An 18,207-nucleotide genomic window follows, 5' to 3' on the forward strand; every position below is an offset into this window, starting at 1 on the left:
TATTTAGTTTTTAGTTATAAAAGCAATGTGTGCGGGAATATTACCCGCTGTTGTTTTCCATTTTAATTTTCCATCGGGTGTAAAACAGTAGATGTAACCCGTTACCACATAATTCTGGGCATCGGTTATGTAGATTTCTTTGGTTTCCGGATTTACCTGAAGCCCATACGGAATCATGATCTGTTTGTCGGTTCCATCTGTAATAATTTTATCGCTGATTATCTTTTTGGTTTTAGTATCGAGTATTCCGTAGGTAACTTTATTCGAATTGGTCAGATAACTCCAGGAAACACTATAGAAATAAAGCTTATCATCATCCATACACATTCCTAAAGCCGGAATATCGAGCTGCATTTTTTTCTCGTCGGTTTTGGTATCAATTACAAAAAGATTGGACGGAGTGTTGTAATAATCACCGCGAGAACTTACATAAATATCGCCGCGACTGTCAATCCGCATGCCGTAAAGATTGATACCAACGTCTATTTTCTTGATTTCTGTAAAAGTTTCCAGATCAATTACAGAAACAGTCCTGTCGTAATCCGGAACCCTATAGCCACCTGAATTGGCGACATATAATTTTCCGTTATGTACTACCATTTGTTCCGGCTGATAACCCACAGTTACTTTTCGTGTAATTTCTAAAGAAGTCGTATCAATTTCTGCAACAAAACCAATTTCAGCATTGGGATCAATAGCCACGGGACCTGCATACGAGCTGACATAGGCTTTGTCTTTATAAAAAGTCACATACCGGCAATTTGGAATGTCGATTTTTTTGATGCGTTTTGCTGTCCATTTATCAATAACTTCGACCTTGTTCGAAACATTGATTACAGCATACACTTTGTTACCGTAGATTTGAATATCGTTTCCAACATCTCCCAGTTCTTTTACAACAGTCGGATTTCTTTCCGAATAAACATCTGTCGTGTAAGTTCCGGTTCTGTAATTGAATACGTCAATACTGGCGCGGTTCATTCCCATATTACCTTCGTTCAGCAGATAAAAACCTTCAATATTGCCATCGCTTCTCGGTGCTGCCACATTTTTATCCGATGAAAGAAATATCGTTTCGTCTTCACGGCATGAAACCAGAGAAACTGCTGCAGCTAAAACAAATACTATTTTTATAAATGTCTTTCTCATAATGCTATACTGATTATAAATTTGAATGTTCTGCCCGGCATTGGGTAATTGTAAATCACTTCGTATTGCTGATTGAATGCATTATTGACTTCTACGGTACCGTTGAGTTTGTAATTTTTGAATGTGAAAGACTTTTGTAATGCCAAATCATGCGTGTACCAGGGCTGTACCTCATTGACTTTGATATTATTGACATTGCCGTTGTAGCGTTTTCCAACGTAAATAAAACTGTAATTGAAGTTCCATGATTCGTAACCTGCATTTAGAATTCCGGATCCGCTGTGCCAGGGTGTGTACGGAATCTGATCACCGTAAGAGGACAATTCCAAACCGGCAAATTTCGTATAATCCTGACTTTGAGAATAAGTGTAAGTCAGATTTGCGGTTAAATTCAATTGGTTGATATTCTTTCCGAAATTCAAAACTGTTTCAATTCCTTTTCCTTTCACCTGTCCCATATTGGTCATCATCCAGCGAAATAAATTTCCTGTCGGTGCAGCCACAATTTTATCTTTGGTATTGGTGTAATAGACATCTGCCTGAATCGAAAGCTTGTCAAAAAAGTATTTTCCTGTTGGAATGTTATACGTAAAACCAATATCGTACTGATTCATATATTCAGGCTGTAAAGTGCTTGAACCTACCATCGTATAATACAAATCATTGAAAGTAGGCATCCTGAAAATTCGTTTTGCGAAAGCCCTAAGATTAAAATCGTATTTCTTGAAAGGAGTATAACCGAGGAATAATGCCGGAGTCATTTCGGTTTTATTGGGAGCTTTGGCATTGTATTCTACTTCTTCGATAACACGGGTTACGAGTACATTTCCCAACACTTTAAAACCTTCATAACGATATGAAGTGGCAAGAGAAACAAGGGCTGTATAACGCTGTGGAAAAGAAAATTGGGTTTTGATTCCTCTTCTGGTGGCGTTTAATCTATTGTATTGAAAATCGGTTGAGAGCGAAACATCCCATATTGATGAAATACTGTACATGTTAACTGCCGAAAAATAAGCTTCATGCTGAAAATAACTATCATCAGACTGTGCGCCTTCGGTTACGGTTTCTCCTAATACTTTTGTTGTGTCCCTGGCAATATAATGGGTGTAATCATAAGCATATTTGGCCTTTAGCTGAAATTTATACTTTTCAGAAACATCTTTTGATAAATAAGCCTGTGTAAAAAAGTTTTTGTCGTACTGCCGGAATCCGTCGGAAAATTTGTTTTCTACAATCGCTCCGGGCGCACCTCTTTTAGAGTCATAATAATACACTTTGGCATCCCAGGAGGCATTATTTAGTTTTCCGTAAAGACCGGATTCAAATCGTAAAGCCTCAATATCACTGTTCCATCTTGTCGCAGTAGTATCATAAGCAACTGAACCATCCTGATTTTTTCTTTTGTACCTGAATTTATACTGCCCGTTTGATTTTATGTATTCAGAACTGACACTTATACTGACCTTATCGCTCAGCTTTTGTTCCCATCGAAAAGAAGGATCATGATAATTGATTGACATGGTTTTATAACGAACGAGTAGATTTGATTTTTTATTTCCAACAAATACAGGACGCTTTGTTTTCATGTAAATGGCAGAAGCAGAAGCAAAATCTTTTGCCGACTGAAAAATTTCGCTTTTTTGACCATTGTACATTGTTAGCGATTCCATATCGTCAAGCGAATATTTTCCGAGATCTGTTACCCCGTTTTGAGCATTTCCGAGTTGAATTCCATCGTAAAAAACACCAACATGATGCGTTCCCATATTACGAACATCAACTGTTTTGAGTCCGCCAAATCCGCCATAATCTTTGATTTGGGTTCCGGCAAAATAACGAAGCGCATCGGCCACATTGTGACTAGCCAGATTTTCCAGTAAAACCCCGGAAAGACTTTGTACCGGAATCACTTCCTGATACGGTTTTGTATTTAATACAACTTCTTTTAAAACACGGGAACTATCAGTTACTACCTGTGAATGAAGCAAAAAAGGGAAAAGTAAAACAAAAGCTAAAAGTGTTTTTCTAAAATGATACATCACGATTTATTTAAAAAAACTTTCGGTGATGCAGTAATTACAAAAACATAGATATAGGCCTGCTATCCTGTAGCAGGTTACCATCTTGTGTCGTCAACTTCATACCACGAAAGTTTTAAACTATGTGATCGTGGCAGGTCTCCTGACTTGTTCCATCTTTAAACGGCCTTCTCATTCCGCAAAGCAGAACAATGGCATTAGTAATGTTTAAAGACTTGTAATAGAACTTACAGTAGCGGGTCTGTTCAGGATTTGCACCTGATTCCCTTTTAACTGTTTTTTTCTGATGAAAAAACAGACCAAAATCTGGCGCAAAGATATGATTATCTTTATAAGAAAAGAATTATTGTACAAAATAACAGGAATATTCTAATTCTGGAGCTCATTTTCAGGTAAACAAAAATTACATAAATTCCAATACAACAATTCATGAATACGTGAGGAGGTTCCTTAGCATATTTCAATCGAAATATAAAGCTAGATCAGATTATTATTTCGGGCTTTTTGAATCGCTTCAAGCTTGTTGTGCACTTGCAGTTTGCTGTAAATATTTTCAACGTGTTTGCGGATTGTTCCAACTGAAAGAAATAAATTTTCCGCTATGGCATTATACTTCAATCCCTTGCTCAACTGTTCCAGCACCTCAATTTCACGAGGAGTTAATTTGATATCTTCATGAAGAACAACCGAATCAAAATCGATTGGATTTCGAAATAATTTAAGGGTTTTCATGGCGATAGAAGGGGTCATCGTAGCACCTCCGTTCATAGTATCGACGATTCCCTGATGCAAATCTTTTGGATTGACTTCTTTCAGTAAATAACCATCTGCACCGGCTTTTATGGCATTAAAAATATTTTCATCATTATCAAAAACAGTAAGCATAATGATTTTTATCTGCGGATATTTTTGCTTAACAAAGCTTGTTGTATCAATCCCATTCATTTTTGGCATTTCAATATCCATTAAAATCAAATCAACATTGTGATTTTTTCCTAATTTTTCAATTAAATCTAATCCGTCACAGGCAGTAAATTTTACTAAAAAATCTTCAAAAAAAGACAGTTTTTCCTGAACTGCTTTCATCAAAAAAGAATTATCATCTACGATTGCTATTTTTATATCCATTATTTGGGTTTTGGGAGCATTAACTTTTATCTTTTTCCGGCTACAAATTACAATAAAATTGATTCTGCTGATTTTTCAATTCAAATAAATTGGCAGAAATACGTAATTACCTGAGAAATATTATATTCATACTGGAAAATTAAAACCCAAAGATTAGGATTTTTACTTCAAAAAAAAAATACGGCATTTGTCGTATTTTTTTTGAAATGAAATTTTAATTATTGCTTGATGAACTTCGAACTGCTTACCGAAATACCATCTGAAACCTGAATAATATAGATTCCGTTTGCCAAATTGGATACATTCAAACTTAAGTTATCTCCTGAAAGATTCGATTTCTGGTAAACTGTCTGCCCTGTTACAGCGATTATTTTCACATTTACATTATTCAAAATAGATGGAAACGAAAGGTTGATTTGCTCTGATGCAGGATTGGGAAAAATAGTATGCTGCTGTTTTTGAAATTCCGAATTTGATAAAGTGATATTGGCATTTCCTATTCCAATTGCAAAATCAGAAAAAGAAGTCAAACCATTATTTCTGGCAGTAACCATTCCGTTATTTACAGTAGCCAGCGTGTAATTACCGCTGACGTTCCAGGCCGAAGTGCTGTTGTCTCTTTTTATTACAACATAACTCCCCGCTGAAGCACTGGTATTAGTAGAATTTTGAATGTTTAAAATCGCATCATAATTCCCTGAGGTAGGTTGTTTATCCGGTGAAATGGTAAACCATCCGCCATTCAGTGCTTTCGTTATGGCAACTCCGTTGTATGAAATATTTGGCGTTGTACCTGTAAAAGCTTTAGTGAATTTAACTGCAATTTTATCTACACCGACTAAATTATTCGCATTAATAGTTGCGGATTGCAATCTTGCCGATTCTCCCACCGGAAATTCATAGATTCCCGTAGTATTTATTTTTCTTTCTAATGTACCTCCATAAATATAATTGGTTGCGCTCACACCTGAAAGCGCCGTTGGGCTACTATCAATAATACTTAATGTTTTACCGTTTAAGCTGATTTTTCCTGTATTTAGCGTTACCGTTGGCACTTTCAAATCAAAATAAGTTCCAAGATCTGTATTTAAAACTAAACTATTGCTGAAGAAACCCGAATAGAAAAAAGAGACAGCAGTTCCTGTAAAATTAACAGTACCGGAACCTCTCCATTCTTTTGCTCCCAAACCCTGAAAAAAACCACCATCTTTAATGGTTATCGTTCCATCATTTTTCAAACCAGAAGTCAAAACTAAAGTAGATGGCAAGGTCAAATTAACTCCGGTTTTCACTTCCAAAGAAGCCGCTTTTGGAGAAGAAGAAACTATTGGATAATTAGATGTTGGCTGATTAAAAAGAGCTTTCATAACATTTGTTGGAACACCATTTGACCAGTTAGAAGCATCATTCCAGTTTGTTGAGTTTCCTAACCATGTTGTAGAGGCAATTGTTGGAAAATTAGCCGATTTAGTCTGCACAATCGCAACATCTTTTCGCAGGTAAAATGTAGAATGTATTCCATAAGCTGTGTTAAAATCAGATGCTGCATTAAATCCGGTTAAATTGACAGTCCCATATGAGGTTGTTGGCACCAGATTATTTGGATTACCCGGAGTTTGAGCTAAATCCTGCGAAAAAAAACCGGCTGCCATGGCATAAGTATCATTATAAGCCGCCAAAACATTCTGATCTGTAAGCGGTGCTTTTCCTCCTGAAATAAATTTAGTAATATTCCAATTGGCATCTGTTTCTATAATCACACTGGCATTGTTAGGGTCTGAAGGATGAATATAATCTACTCCTGCTGCATACAATTTGTTTTTAGAAAATTGTTTGGCAATCACTAATTTACCATTTGGCAATGAAAGGAAAATGTCTTTATCATTATCAATGTTAAATGGGTTGTCGTAAGTAGTAAAAAAATCTTTGCATCTGATAAAATTAAAATTAGCATCAGTTTCAATCATACCGATGAAGGATCCGGTCGGGCCATAATTTTGTGCTGGTAATTTATCAAATGGCGACGGATTTGGATTGTCCTGTGACCAGAAAAAAGCCAGATTTCCTGTTATTCTGTTTACTTGAAAACTTTTAACCTCAGCATCAAAAGTTTGTGCTTTTAGAATATTTCCCGACGAATTCAAAGAAAGTATGGTAGTGTAAATTGTAGTTGAAGGACTGGTAGTGGTATTGGGATAATTTATTCCATCAAAAGTAAAACCTGCTGTTGAGCCTACTGACAAATGTACATTCTCATTATTGTCTATAAATTTATCACTTAGAGAATTTTCGTTTGTAAAAACACCTACAATTCCATGAGGGTTTAGTGCATCTTTGTACCAAAGTGTTTCTCCGTTGCTGTCCAGTTTATAAAGCGGATAATTTACTTTTCCGTTAGCATCTAAATTTGGATTGTATCCTACGAAAAAAACATTTCCTGAATTAGAAACTGCCAATCTCGGAATTGTTTTTTGGTAAGTCCCAACCACACCTAAATCGAAGGTTTTTGCCCAAACGGTATTTCCAGAAGCGTCAAATTTGGCTATTACCACTTTATTCTGTCCACTAACCGAAATACCATTTCCTAAATCAACAGGATTGATACCGCTAAGGCCTCCGCCGATATAAAAATTCCCGGCATCATCTGTTGTAATGCAATCAAAATTGATAAACAAATTACTAAAGGATTTAATGATTGTCGGTACACCGGTTGCTGAATTTATTTTTCCGAAATATTTAATATCTCCGGGATAATTCGGTTGTGCCGGAGCTGTCAGTGTTGTAGAACTGAAATAAGCTGCCGCCAATGCTGTTCCTCCAAATAAAATTTCTGAACCATCGCTGGTGTATTTTAGATGTTTGATCGCTTCGCCGCCAAGTGATCCTGTATTGAATGCCCAATCCCAGCCGCCGCCTATCTGGGCATTGCTGTTCATGATAAATAAAAGCAAAATTAGAGTAATTGTTTTTTTCATATTTTCTGGTTTATAGAATGTAAAGCAAATTTGCGGTATCTATAAACACAAAAAAATACGACAAATGCCGTATTTTAAGATTATGAAGTGATGTTTGTTTAATTATTCAGCCAAATCGTTATCAATGTTCCCAGATTGGAACTTTCCAAATTAAAACTTCCACCAATATCTTCCATTCTTTTTTGCATATTTTTTAAACCATTTCCTTTTTGAATTGCAGCTTCATCAAAACCAATTCCATTATCCTGAATCGTAATTTGATTTTGGTTTTCTATCCTTTTTACATCTATAGAAATGCTTGAAGCATTGGCATATTTTACAGCATTATTAACCGCTTCCTGAATGGTTCGGTACACATTCATCCCTTCTATTGAAGTTAGTTTTGTGGCTTTTAAATCACCATCAGTTTCAAATGAAAACTGAATTTCATCTTTAGCTTCTTTTGCTTTTTCGATAAAATTATTAATACGAGATTCCAGATCTTCAAAGCTAATTTCATTGCTGTTCATTGCCCAGATCGTATCGCGGAGTTCCACAATAGTTTCTTTTGCGAAAGAACTGATGTTGGTTAATTTATCATCGAGTTTTTTGTTGTCTATATCAAAAGCATATTTAACATTATCAACCGAAGAAATAATAAAAGTAAGCTGTGAACCAATATTATCGTGCAAATCTCGGGAAATATTCAATCGTTGTTCCTGCAGTTTGTTTTGATTTTCTATTTGGAAAATGGCAGTTTTTAATTCGAATTCCTGCTCTTGCTGCGTGTGTTTTAGCTTTTGTTGGCGGTAGATTAGTAATCCAATTATTGCAATAAACAAAGCAATCAAAGAAACAGTTATTAAGATTATATTTTGCTGTTTAGCTTCGGCTTCCTTTTCTAAGAGGAGTTTTTCTTTTTTAGCAGTTTGGTATTTGGTTTCTAATTCAAATATTGATTTTGTATTTTGAGTTTTAAAAACACTGTCTTTTCCTAAATTGTATAATTCAGAATATTGAAACGCTTTCTGATAATTTCCTAATTTGGAATTAGCAAGTGCAAGAACCTTAAAACTATTGATTTCTAATAAATTGGCTTTTGCAATTTTGGAATACTTTAGTGATTCCTGAGAATAAATTATGCTTTTGTTAAAAAGTTTTTGCTTGATCAAACAATTGGCAAAAGCCCCGGAAACTTCAGCAATTTCAAAATTATTTTGATGTTTTTTATGCAGCCTAAGACATTCCAGATATTTGTTATTTGCCATTTTAAAATTATGTAAACTATCAAAAACATACGCGATATTGGATAATGGATAACCCACAAAGCGTTCATAACCTAATTTTTCATAACCCTTTTTTGCGATTACAGAATATTTTAATGACTCCTCATATTGTTTTAAGTTAATCAATATGGAACCAAGATTTCCTGCAGATGTTGTCTTTCCAAAATCATCTGTTGTCTTAGAATATAACTCGTAAGATTTTCGATAGTAAATAATTGCTTTATCGTACTCTTTTTGGGCTTTAAACACAATCCCAATATTAGAACAAACCATTGCCTGCTTTGCAATATTTTGCTTTTTTTCATAAAAATACAATGCTTTGAAATAGTTCTTTACAGCATTTGAAAACTCTCCTTTGGTATCATAAAAAATTCCCAAGTTATTGTAAGTATCTGCTAAACCAATGGAATCCTTTATTTTAATTCTAATCTCTAAAGCCTTTTTATGGTATTTTAAGGCTGAATCTAATTCGGTTTTATACTGAAAATTGTTTGCAATCGCATTGTACGATAATCCAATTAACGAATCATTTTTTAACTTTTTTGCCTTAACTAAACTTTTATCCGCATATAAAATAGCTTTGTCTAAATCGAAATTACTATACTCATCGGAAATGTTAATCAATGTCAGGTTTTTTTGTTTATCGCTTCCCTTTTTCAACGATTGTAATAAACTATCTATAATTCTATTATTTTGAGATGAACAGATGTTTACTACTAACAATAAAACCAATAACATTCCTTTTTTCATAAATATCTATATTGAAACAACGATTTTAGTTCCTTCGTGAGAGGAAAACAAATGAAACTTTCCACCAATATCTTCAATACGCTTTTGCATGTTTTTCAACCCATTTCCTTTTTGGATGGTAGTTTCATCAAAACCAATTCCGTTATCCTCAATTGCTATTTGAATTTGGTTTTCTATTCTTTTTACAGCTATAGAAATGCTGGAAGCATTGGCGTATTTTATAGCATTGTTTACGGCTTCCTGAATGGTTCTGTAGAGATTCATCCCTTCAACGGATGTGAGTTTTGTGTCTTTTAATTCCGAATCGATTTGGAAAAAAAACTGAATTTCATCTTTAGCTTCTTTCGCTTTTTCGATAAAATTATGAATTCGGGATTCCAAATCTTCAAAGCTAATTTCGTTGCTGTTCATTGCCCAGATTGTATCGCGGAGTTCCACAATAGTTTCTTTTGCGAAAGAACTGATGTTGGTCAATTTATCATCCAGCTTTTTGTTATCAATATCAAAAGCATATTTAACATTATCTACCGAGGAAATAATAAAAGTCAGCTGTGAACCAATATTATCATGCAGATCCCGGGAAATATTCAATCGCTGTTCCTGCAGTTTATTTTGATTTTCTATTTGGGAAATAGCCGTTTTTAATTCAAATTCCTGTTCTTGCTGTTTCTGCTTTAGTTTCTGCTGACGATATATGAGAAATCCTATCATTGCAATAAATAAGGTGAGCAGTGAAACTATAATTAATATTATATTTTTCTTTTTAGCTTCAGCTTCTTTTTGCAGAAGCAGTTTTTCTTTTTTGGCAGTTTGATATTTGGTTTCTGTTTCTGTTGTTTGTTTATTAATTTGTTCTTTACTTAGTACATCTTTTAATTCATTATAAGATTTTAAATAAGAAGCTGCACTGTCAGGAGAATTCAAATACAAATAAGACTCTGTTAGTCTTTTATATATATCTAGTAAATAAGTCTTATTGTTTTGATTTTTAAAAAAAGAAATATTTTTATTAAGAATATTTTTTGCCTTTTTATAGTCTTTCATTTGAAGATAGGCACGGGAAATATTAATTTCATATACAGCAATATCAATATCTGTATTTAATGAATTCAAATATTTTTCTGATTTTTCATAAATAATAATTGCTTCCTTTGGTTTATTTTCATCCAGCTTAATTGATGCTAGATTTTCATATGCATTTACAATTGCTAAATTATCCTTTATTAAAAATCCTGCTTTCAAAGATTTATTAAAATAAAATTCTGCTTTTTTATTATCATTAAGATCAGAGTAAATACTACCTAATGTTAAATAAGCATCAGCTAAATTATATTGTAAATTATTTTTTTCTAAAAAATACAAAGCTTCCTTTTGGTATAATAAAGCTTTGTTATTGTTTTTCATTTCATGAAAAACAATAGCCAGATTAGATTTCGTAATATTTGCAATTGTATCATTCCTCCCTTCAAAATAATTAATTGCCTCAAGATATGATTTTACTGCTTCTTTATAATTTTGATTACTAGTAAGTACACTTGCTAAATTTATATTTATTTTTGCTACACCTTCAAAATCCTTATTTTTCTTTCTGATGCTGTATCCTTTTAAATAATTAGATTTAGACTTTTTAAAATCTCCATTTCTAAAATATGCTGCTCCTAAATCAGAATAAACTTGCGATAATAATTTTTCATCTTTGAGAATTCTGGCAGATTCTAATGCTTTTTTACCATAAAAAATGGACGAATCTATTGATATGTCAGTATAATACCACGTCAAATCAGAATAAATTGCTGCTTTTTTTTGAAGATCTGGTTTTGCTTTTAAGTCACTTTTTAAATCCTTTATTACATTTTGTACATCTTGAGAATAGAGATTAACCGAGAGAAGTAAAAAAAAACAGAATATTGCTTGTTTCATATAAATTCAAAAAGTAAATAGATTATTTCGTTAAAAGAATACTTTATTAATTCTTTTTTTTGTTAAACATAGCCAAAAATAATTGAAAATTAACATCATAAATAATTTTATTTAAGTGATGATTTGATTCTTTTAATTGCTCTGATAAAACATCAGATAACTTCAATTGATTAACTTGTTTTTCTTGCTGCTTACCAAGGACAGCAATACTATTCTCTAAAGAAGCGGTCCTTTTTCTGAAGGTTCTCTTTTGTTTATTATAACCAATATACAAAATGGTAATTGTAACAAAAAACGTAATAACAATAGCAATTAAAAGAATAATCATACTTCAATATTTTTTAATTCACAATCAGCTTTTTGGTTGTTATTGTTCCTTTTTTTTCTATTTGGATGAGGTAAAGCCCTTTGGTTAAAGTCTGGTTGGTTAATGTGGAATTTAAAATAAATGCCTTTATTTTTTGACCACGAAGATTATAAACAATTGCTTTTGCACCAATTAGATTTTCATCAATCTGAATATTAAAATTACTATTGGCAGGATTTGGAAAAACTGAAATTGACTCGGTTATGTCGTTTTTATCAATACCCAGAGAAGTACCATTTGTTAGTTGTGAAATGAATAAATCACCCGCCAATGAAGCAAAAGCCGGATATGTGGTTGCGAAAGTCAAATCGTTTTCGCAGGATGTTAATGTAGTTCCGTTAACATTTACAGTTGCATTATTCGTCAGACTGTATGAACCTGATACGGCTAATTTATTATTGTAGGCAGCTATAAAGGGATAGACAGCTGTACTGTATTCGTTCAATTCAGGATGTGCGACAAACTTTGACATAACGAAACTGTCAAAAAATTTCCAGGCTGGTGTATATTTTGTTGCGGTAAAGGTTTGTGTTCCTGCAGTTATAGAATTTCCAGGCATCATCAACTTCATTCCCACAAATTTCAAATTTCCTAAAGGAAAAATGGCATCAATATCTGCCTGATCCAGCACCGGATTTGTCGTACTGTTTAAATAATTCCTGTTAGCATCCAAAGCTACTATTCCCTGATAAACATTATTCGTGTGATTTACCGTATTGAACGGCGCAGGATTAGCATTGTATTGGGACCATTTTACCAATACATTTCCTGTCGCTTTTTCTACTGCCAAGTCCCCTATTCCTCCTCTGTGAGAACTAAATGTTCCGTTGGCACCGTTTCCGTCAATAGCTAAAATGTGTGCTGCTGCAGGATGTGTTCCGGCCGGAATCGTCAATGGTACACCATCGACAGTAATCACCTCTGAATTTAAATTGGAAATATAAAAATAAGCTTTACCGGTGTTATCAAAAAAACAATTATTTTTTGAAGTTGTGATTTTGATATAATTAGAAGATGGCAGAATCCATTCTTTATGCCAGATTTCAGTTCCGTTGCTATCAAGTCGAAGCAGCCAGAAAGGCTGGTTTCCGTTAGAGGAACGTGCAGCAAAATAGATGTCGTTATTCGGCAAAACCCCTAAAGCAATTGGTACGTTTGTAGATGAGATTGTTGCCACATTTAACGTAAATAATTTGGCCCACTGGCATTCTCCGTTTGAATTGTACTTGGCAACAAAATACCCTTTTCCTAAAAGAGTAACGCCATTGCCAAAATTGTAAGGAGTTGCAGCATTGAATACTGTTCCGGAAACAATAATATTATCATTGCTATCAAGGGCAAAATCATCAAAATTGGCCACATAAGAATTGCTTGAAAGTGCTTTTACCAAAACCGTTTTTACTCCGGCCTGTGTTCGCTTGCCAATAAAAGTAACATTACCCGGAAAAACACTGAATCCCTGCCCCTGCATTGAAGTTGATCCAAAAGTTGTTTTATTTCCGATATTCACCATGCAGAGTAAATCACCCTGCGAATTGTATTGTATTCTTTTGGTGGTATTATAACCTCCGCCGGTATTAAACGCCCAGTCAAAATCGGAGGCATTGTTTTGCGCGGTTAATATACTTCCCAGACATAATAATATAAATAGTAGAGTTTTTTTCATAATAATAGTTTTTAAATTATAATCCAAAGTTGTGCTTTTTCAAATCACAAAAAAATACGACAAATGCCGTATTTTTAAGTTTTATAAGCTAAGAAATATCCAGTCAATATCGCTTTGACATTATGATCTGGTCGCCTCCAAATACTTTTCCGGTTCCGTCACATTGTGTACATCGGGTTGGCGGCGGCTTGACCATCGTTGTCTTTCTGCCCACATTTCCATCACTCGAGCTGTAAAGACTGCCATTGCTTTTATAGGTGTTCACCGTATAATAACTCTCGGTAGTTTGCGCGTATGCTGCGCCCTGGCACATTCCTTTTCCGCCACATTTCGAACAAATTTTGCCTTCTTTTTCTTTTTCGGCTTTTTCCTCGGCTTCACGTGCTACAGGATTATCAATATTCGTTATTACACCATTTACGACGGTTACAGTTGCCCTGTTGGCAGGATATTTATAATCACCGCTGTTGGGAGTTCCATCATCATTAAACGTACCGTAAAAAGTAGTGTCTTCATTGAAATAGAAAAACGATCCCTGAAGTGGTTCATTGTCTTTAAATGTTGCTGTTAAAACATTGCCACTGGCGAATACAAATTTGCCCTGACCATTTCTAACTCCATAAACAAAATTACCTTCATACAAATTACCGCTTGGGAATTTTATTTTACCAAAACCATTGTAACAATCACCTTGTAAACAACCTTCAATGGCTGGTGCATTTGATCCAATGTTTGTTTGCACCACTCTTACTTTTACTTTTCCATTCACATACGTAACGGCTTGCGGTATATGCTTCTTAAACAATTGTCCATCACCATCTTCCTGTCCGTTTTTAAAGCTGCCTACGAATTTATCCCCGCCTCCGTAATCCATAGTACCCTGACCGTTGGGTTTACCGGCTTTAAAATTGCCTTCGTAAACGGCAAATCCGAAATCATATTTCCCAAATCCATCTTTACAATTGCCCGCAATGCACTGGGCAAAAACTTGTATTTGAATTAAAAACATTAGGATAAATATCTTTTTTCTCATTAGGGCTTTATTTATCTAAATCTACTTCACCTCTACAAATCACCGAAAACACGGCACGATATTTTGATTCCATTGTCATACAATTGATTCCAGGAGACCATTGGTATTTATAATCAGAATCAAATCCCAAAACTTTATTGGCCCTGGCAGCAACAATTCCTTCGTCCTGCATCGTCTTTCCTTTGATTTTTACCACATACATAACGCTTCCTCTTATGATTGCCATGCTTCCTAATTCACTAAAACGATCTAAAGCGTAAGTGGATACCGTTACATTTCCAATTTTATAAGATTCAGGAACAGTCAGATCACCGCGAACCTGATTGTCAGATGATGGACTTGGCGTTGTTGAAACCGAACTTGTTTTCATTACGATATAAAAACCATTATCAGAGGTGGGCTGCATTTCTATTGGCAAATTCTGATTGTCTACTTTTGGTACCCAAAGAACACTGTAGGCTGCATAGCTCGTAGTAAATTGTGCAACCCTGATGCATTTATAATTTCGGGCTAAATGCATGTTTTGTTCTCTCAACTTATAGTTTTTGATGGCTATCGGATACGTTTCTTCCGAAGCCATATCAGAGATTTTATTAAAATCGGTTTCATTGTACAATCCCGATTTCAGCATGGCAACAACGGATTCCTTTTCCTTGTTTAATTTTACAGTTGTCCACTGTCCTGAATTTTCAACAATATAAACCACTTCTCTACTTTTATGCTGAATATCGCCCTGATTTGTACCATCGGGATTTATTGATAAAAGAGTTGTAGTAGCATTAGATGTACTTTGTGCTGTATTGCGTTGCGAAACCATAGTATTTGAAGCTATAGCATTTGATACTGGAGCATAACCGTCTGTTTGAAAATAGGTCAATCCATTTTCAAATGTATGTCCTAAATTATAATACGCTGTAGGAATTATTGTTTTTCCATACTTATCTATAAATCCGCATTTATCATCTATTTCTATTTGTGCTATTCCGTTAGAGAAAACTCCATATCCTTTTGCATTCGGAATAGTAGCTAAAATTTTATTGTTCAGAATATCGTAAACCTGAAGTTTGCCGTTTGAAAATACTTTTGCCAAACCTTCGTTATTGCTACTTGTATGATCATAAATAGCTGGACAAAGGATTTTCCCTTTTGTATCTATAAAACCAAATTTATTTCCTGATTTGAAAGTTGTAATACCACTTTTTTCAAAAGCATAAATATCATTCACTCCTGCAATTTTGATAAAAGTGCCGTCATCCGAATTGTAAATCCGGCATTCTCCATTTTGTGTTTGTGCAGCAATATATTTTCCAAAACCCGTTTGTATAAACTTAAAAGTAAATGGCACTACAACTTTTCCACTGGCATTTACACATCCCATAAAACCATTTTTGTAACAAGTCGCCCAACCCGATCCATTAAAATCGTTAGCATCATCATAAATGGCCGGAATAACCATATTGCCTTTATTATTTTTATAACCGTACTTTCCATTTTCGGCTTGAACGGGTTTCAAACCATTAAAAAAAGCAGGTTCACCAACAATTCCAGCCTCCGGTACATCTTCACCTTTTTGATTGATGTAAGTGTATGTTCCTGTTTGCATAAGTCCTATTTCGGCAACGCTTACTCTCGCAATAGGTCCATCAAAATCAAGTACGGTACCATATTTGGGCTGGATAACCATTTCTCCTTTTGTATTGATAAACCCCCATAAATCATTGATTTTCACAGCTGCCAGTCCGTTTTTGAAATTTTTAGCTCCATCAAATTGGGCGGGAATGGCCACCTCATTTTTTAAATTAATAAACCCGTATTTTTTTTGTGAAATACAATGAAAACTTATTAAAAGCATCATTAACACAACTAAGAATGTATTTTTTTTCATCACCTTACTATATTAACTTACCGTAAACCATTATCAAATGTTCAGTAGCATTACTGATGTATTCCACCGCTAAATTGCCTTTGTTATCCTTGAGTTCTGTTATGTTTTCTCCATTTGCCTGATAATCCCTGCCTGTGTAGGCACCGGATTTTTCCATTTCGTTGAGTTCTTTAATGTATTGTTCTGAAATCGTAAGGAACATTTTCAGCATCATTCCGTCTAAATTAGCGACATCAAATCTGATTATGTACACCCCATTTTGACCTTCTGTCTGAGAAATAAAATTATTTGAAATAGCAGTATCCTCAATGGTGGAGTTGTAAAGTTTGTTGTGCTTTTCCGGATTATCACTCAATAAATCCTTTTGAAAATTAGTAAACTGATTCGGAGCGTCTTTTACCACTTCTCTGAATTGTTTGATAATGGGAGATTGTGCAAATGAAATGACAGCAATAAAGAATACGATTGTAGTTAGTAACTTTTTCATAGTGTTTTTGGTTAAATTAGTTTTGGTTTTGTTCGGCATCGAGTCGTTTTGCTTTGGCTTCATATTCAAGACCCAAAGTTTCGTTTCCGGTCCATTTCAGGCCAATCGCCATGTACATATTTGACAATGGATAATTGGGATCTAAATTGAGGGCACCTTCAGCCGTTTCTTTTACTTTTTGCCAGTCTTTCAAATCGATATAAACCGAAGCGAGATTACATCTGAAATTGATGTCACCCGGTTTTTTGGCAACGGCTTTTTTGAAATATTCAGCTGATTTCTGATAATCTTTAGTTTTATAAAAAATGATAGCAGCAGTTTGTAAATCATCGCCATCAAAGTTTTTTTCGTCTACCAAAGCCAATTCCATTACGGGTTTTGCCTCGTCGAATCGTCTGGCATTCATCAGATATTTAGCATACAAAAAATCAACTGAATATTTTTGTATTCCTTTGACCAAATAGGCTTCTTTAAAAAAGACATCCCCATTTGCATTCATCAAATTGGCAAGAGTTGCCGCTTCATAATAGGCGTTAAAATCAACTGGAGTCAATTGGATTATTTTTTTATAATCATTTACAGCTTCCTGATTTTGCTGGTTTTTGCTGTAATATTCTGCTCTCTTGTAATAGAATTCAATGTTTTTAGGTTCAAGTGTAAGAGCAGCTGTCATATCTGAAATGGCTTTGTCCAGCATTCCTTTTGTAGAGAATAATGTTGCTCTGGCGCCATAGGCAAATGCAAATTTCGGATTGCTTTTTATGGCATTGGAGATATTCATCATAGCACCATTTTGATCGCCGTCACGATATTGGTAAAAACCACGGAGAAAAATTACCTGAGCTTCTTTTGGATATTGTTTTTCTAATGCTTCTAAATTGGATAGTGCTTTTTGCTGGCTTGACCCGTACATCAATTCCATGGCATTATCAAAATCTGCTGGTTTGAATTGTGCCCATGAAGAGATGGAAACCAAAAGAATTAAGGAATAAAGTTTTTTCATATTTCATCGTTTTATCTGGTGTAAAATTGATGAAATACACAACGCCAGAAAATACGATAAATGCCGTATTTTTCATAAATGATACCTTTTGAAATTTTTCAACTAACATCATATAAATTACGTCTAAAGACTAATTTTAATATATTTACCACATTTTTTACCCATATATAATAATGACAATACAGGATTTAATTGGCACTTATTCCATTTCAGGAAGCAATCAGGACGGTTCAGATGAAATGACGTATAAAGGTACACTGACACTCTCTCTTGACGAAAACAACCGAATTAAAGCCAAATGGATTATCAATAATGTTCAGGAACAAAAAGGTACCGGATTTTTTAAAGATAATATTCTGGTAATCAATTTTAGTTATAAAGGAGAAGACAAAAAAACATACAAAGGTGTCGCTGTTTACCGATGCATCACCAAAGATCTACTGGAAGGATTTTGGTCTGAAAAACACGGAAACCCGCTTTATCTGGGAACCGAACATTGTCTTCGAACAGAAACTTCTGAACGGTTGAACTAATATC

Annotated in this window: 13 protein-coding genes and 1 riboswitch; of the genes, 1 reads left to right on the top strand and 12 read right to left on the bottom strand. The window is 34.4% G+C overall.

The genetic code is table 11. The annotated features are described in order from the left end of the window. Positions 1-3: 3 nt before the first annotated feature. The 12 genes from DMB68_RS08245 to DMB68_RS08300 form a co-directional block, all read right to left on the bottom strand. Complete coding sequence (locus DMB68_RS08245; RefSeq protein WP_110346125.1) at positions 4-1,149, bottom strand: DUF5074 domain-containing protein; 1,146 nt, start codon at positions 1,147-1,149, stop codon at positions 4-6. Beyond that, complete coding sequence (locus tag DMB68_RS08250; protein ID WP_110346126.1) at positions 1,146-3,191, bottom strand: TonB-dependent receptor; 2,046 nt, start codon at positions 3,189-3,191, stop codon at positions 1,146-1,148. Before DMB68_RS08250 ends, DMB68_RS08245 begins: the two co-directional genes overlap by 4 nt. 115 nt (positions 3,192-3,306) lie before the next feature. Then, a riboswitch (cobalamin riboswitch) is annotated at positions 3,307-3,510 on the bottom strand. A gap of 158 nt (positions 3,511-3,668) precedes the next feature. After that, positions 3,669-4,319 carry a response regulator gene (locus tag DMB68_RS08255; protein WP_110346127.1) on the bottom strand — a complete coding sequence of 217 codons (651 nt, stop codon included), beginning with the start codon at positions 4,317-4,319 and terminating at the stop codon, positions 3,669-3,671. A 218-nt stretch (positions 4,320-4,537) separates the two neighbouring features. Then, complete coding sequence (locus DMB68_RS08260) at positions 4,538-7,294, bottom strand: T9SS type A sorting domain-containing protein (protein ID WP_110346128.1); 2,757 nt, start codon at positions 7,292-7,294, stop codon at positions 4,538-4,540. 98 nt (positions 7,295-7,392) lie between these two features. Beyond that, complete coding sequence (locus DMB68_RS08265) at positions 7,393-9,309, bottom strand: tetratricopeptide repeat-containing sensor histidine kinase (RefSeq protein ID WP_110346129.1); 1,917 nt, start codon at positions 9,307-9,309, stop codon at positions 7,393-7,395. Between the two features lie 6 nt (positions 9,310-9,315). Further along, positions 9,316-11,229, bottom strand: coding sequence for a tetratricopeptide repeat-containing sensor histidine kinase (locus DMB68_RS08270; RefSeq protein WP_110346130.1), 1,914 nt, complete (start codon positions 11,227-11,229; stop codon positions 9,316-9,318). A gap of 46 nt (positions 11,230-11,275) precedes the next feature. Further along, positions 11,276-11,557 carry a hypothetical protein gene (locus DMB68_RS08275; protein ID WP_110346131.1) on the bottom strand — a complete coding sequence of 94 codons (282 nt, stop codon included), beginning with the start codon at positions 11,555-11,557 and terminating at the stop codon, positions 11,276-11,278. 13 nt (positions 11,558-11,570) lie between these two features. Beyond that, positions 11,571-13,262: a T9SS type A sorting domain-containing protein gene (locus tag DMB68_RS08280; protein WP_124019407.1), complete on the bottom strand. Its 1,692-nt coding sequence runs from the start codon at positions 13,260-13,262 to the stop codon at positions 11,571-11,573. A gap of 103 nt (positions 13,263-13,365) precedes the next feature. After that, on the bottom strand, positions 13,366-14,295 hold the full coding sequence (locus DMB68_RS08285; protein WP_110346133.1) for an MORN repeat-containing protein: 930 nt from the start codon (positions 14,293-14,295) through the stop codon (positions 13,366-13,368). Between the two features lie 7 nt (positions 14,296-14,302). Then, entirely contained in the window at positions 14,303-16,180 is a 1,878-nt protein-coding gene (locus DMB68_RS08290; protein WP_110346134.1) for a WG repeat-containing protein, read from the bottom strand. Between the two features lie 7 nt (positions 16,181-16,187). Then, entirely contained in the window at positions 16,188-16,667 is a 480-nt protein-coding gene (locus DMB68_RS08295; RefSeq protein ID WP_124019408.1) for a hypothetical protein, read from the bottom strand. A 16-nt stretch (positions 16,668-16,683) separates the two neighbouring features. Beyond that, positions 16,684-17,670 (bottom strand): tetratricopeptide repeat protein, encoded by a 987-nt coding sequence (locus DMB68_RS08300; RefSeq protein WP_110346136.1) that lies wholly within the window; start codon positions 17,668-17,670, stop codon positions 16,684-16,686. A gap of 173 nt (positions 17,671-17,843) precedes the next feature. Between DMB68_RS08300 and DMB68_RS08305 the strand changes: the two genes are divergently transcribed. Continuing rightward, positions 17,844-18,203 carry a hypothetical protein gene (locus DMB68_RS08305; protein ID WP_110346137.1) on the top strand — a complete coding sequence of 120 codons (360 nt, stop codon included), beginning with the start codon at positions 17,844-17,846 and terminating at the stop codon, positions 18,201-18,203. The last annotated feature ends 4 nt before the right edge of the window (positions 18,204-18,207 follow it).

The organism is Flavobacterium hydrophilum (assembly GCF_003202405.1).
GTDB lineage: Bacteria > Bacteroidota > Bacteroidia > Flavobacteriales > Flavobacteriaceae > Flavobacterium > Flavobacterium hydrophilum.

What these genes read in the sequence shown, in the direction of transcription:
- DMB68_RS08260 (WP_110346128.1), bottom strand. Translation starts at nt 7,294, where the DNA reads ATGAAAAAAACAATTACTCTAATTTTGCTTTTATTTATCATGAACAGC.
- DMB68_RS08250 (WP_110346126.1), bottom strand. Translation starts at nt 3,191, where the DNA reads ATGTATCATTTTAGAAAAACACTTTTAGCTTTTGTTTTACTTTTCCCT.
- DMB68_RS08275 (WP_110346131.1), bottom strand. Translation starts at nt 11,557, where the DNA reads ATGATTATTCTTTTAATTGCTATTGTTATTACGTTTTTTGTTACAATT.
- DMB68_RS08300 (WP_110346136.1), bottom strand. Translation starts at nt 17,670, where the DNA reads ATGAAAAAACTTTATTCCTTAATTCTTTTGGTTTCCATCTCTTCATGG.
- DMB68_RS08255 (WP_110346127.1), bottom strand. Translation starts at nt 4,319, where the DNA reads ATGGATATAAAAATAGCAATCGTAGATGATAATTCTTTTTTGATGAAA.
- DMB68_RS08290 (WP_110346134.1), bottom strand. Translation starts at nt 16,180, where the DNA reads ATGAAAAAAAATACATTCTTAGTTGTGTTAATGATGCTTTTAATAAGT.
- DMB68_RS08265 (WP_110346129.1), bottom strand. Translation starts at nt 9,309, where the DNA reads ATGAAAAAAGGAATGTTATTGGTTTTATTGTTAGTAGTAAACATCTGT.
- DMB68_RS08280 (WP_124019407.1), bottom strand. Translation starts at nt 13,262, where the DNA reads ATGAAAAAAACTCTACTATTTATATTATTATGTCTGGGAAGTATATTA.
- DMB68_RS08245 (WP_110346125.1), bottom strand. Translation starts at nt 1,149, where the DNA reads ATGAGAAAGACATTTATAAAAATAGTATTTGTTTTAGCTGCAGCAGTT.
- DMB68_RS08305 (WP_110346137.1), top strand. Translation starts at nt 17,844, where the DNA reads ATGACAATACAGGATTTAATTGGCACTTATTCCATTTCAGGAAGCAAT.
- DMB68_RS08270 (WP_110346130.1), bottom strand. Translation starts at nt 11,229, where the DNA reads ATGAAACAAGCAATATTCTGTTTTTTTTTACTTCTCTCGGTTAATCTC.
- DMB68_RS08295 (WP_124019408.1), bottom strand. Translation starts at nt 16,667, where the DNA reads ATGAAAAAGTTACTAACTACAATCGTATTCTTTATTGCTGTCATTTCA.
- DMB68_RS08285 (WP_110346133.1), bottom strand. Translation starts at nt 14,295, where the DNA reads ATGAGAAAAAAGATATTTATCCTAATGTTTTTAATTCAAATACAAGTT.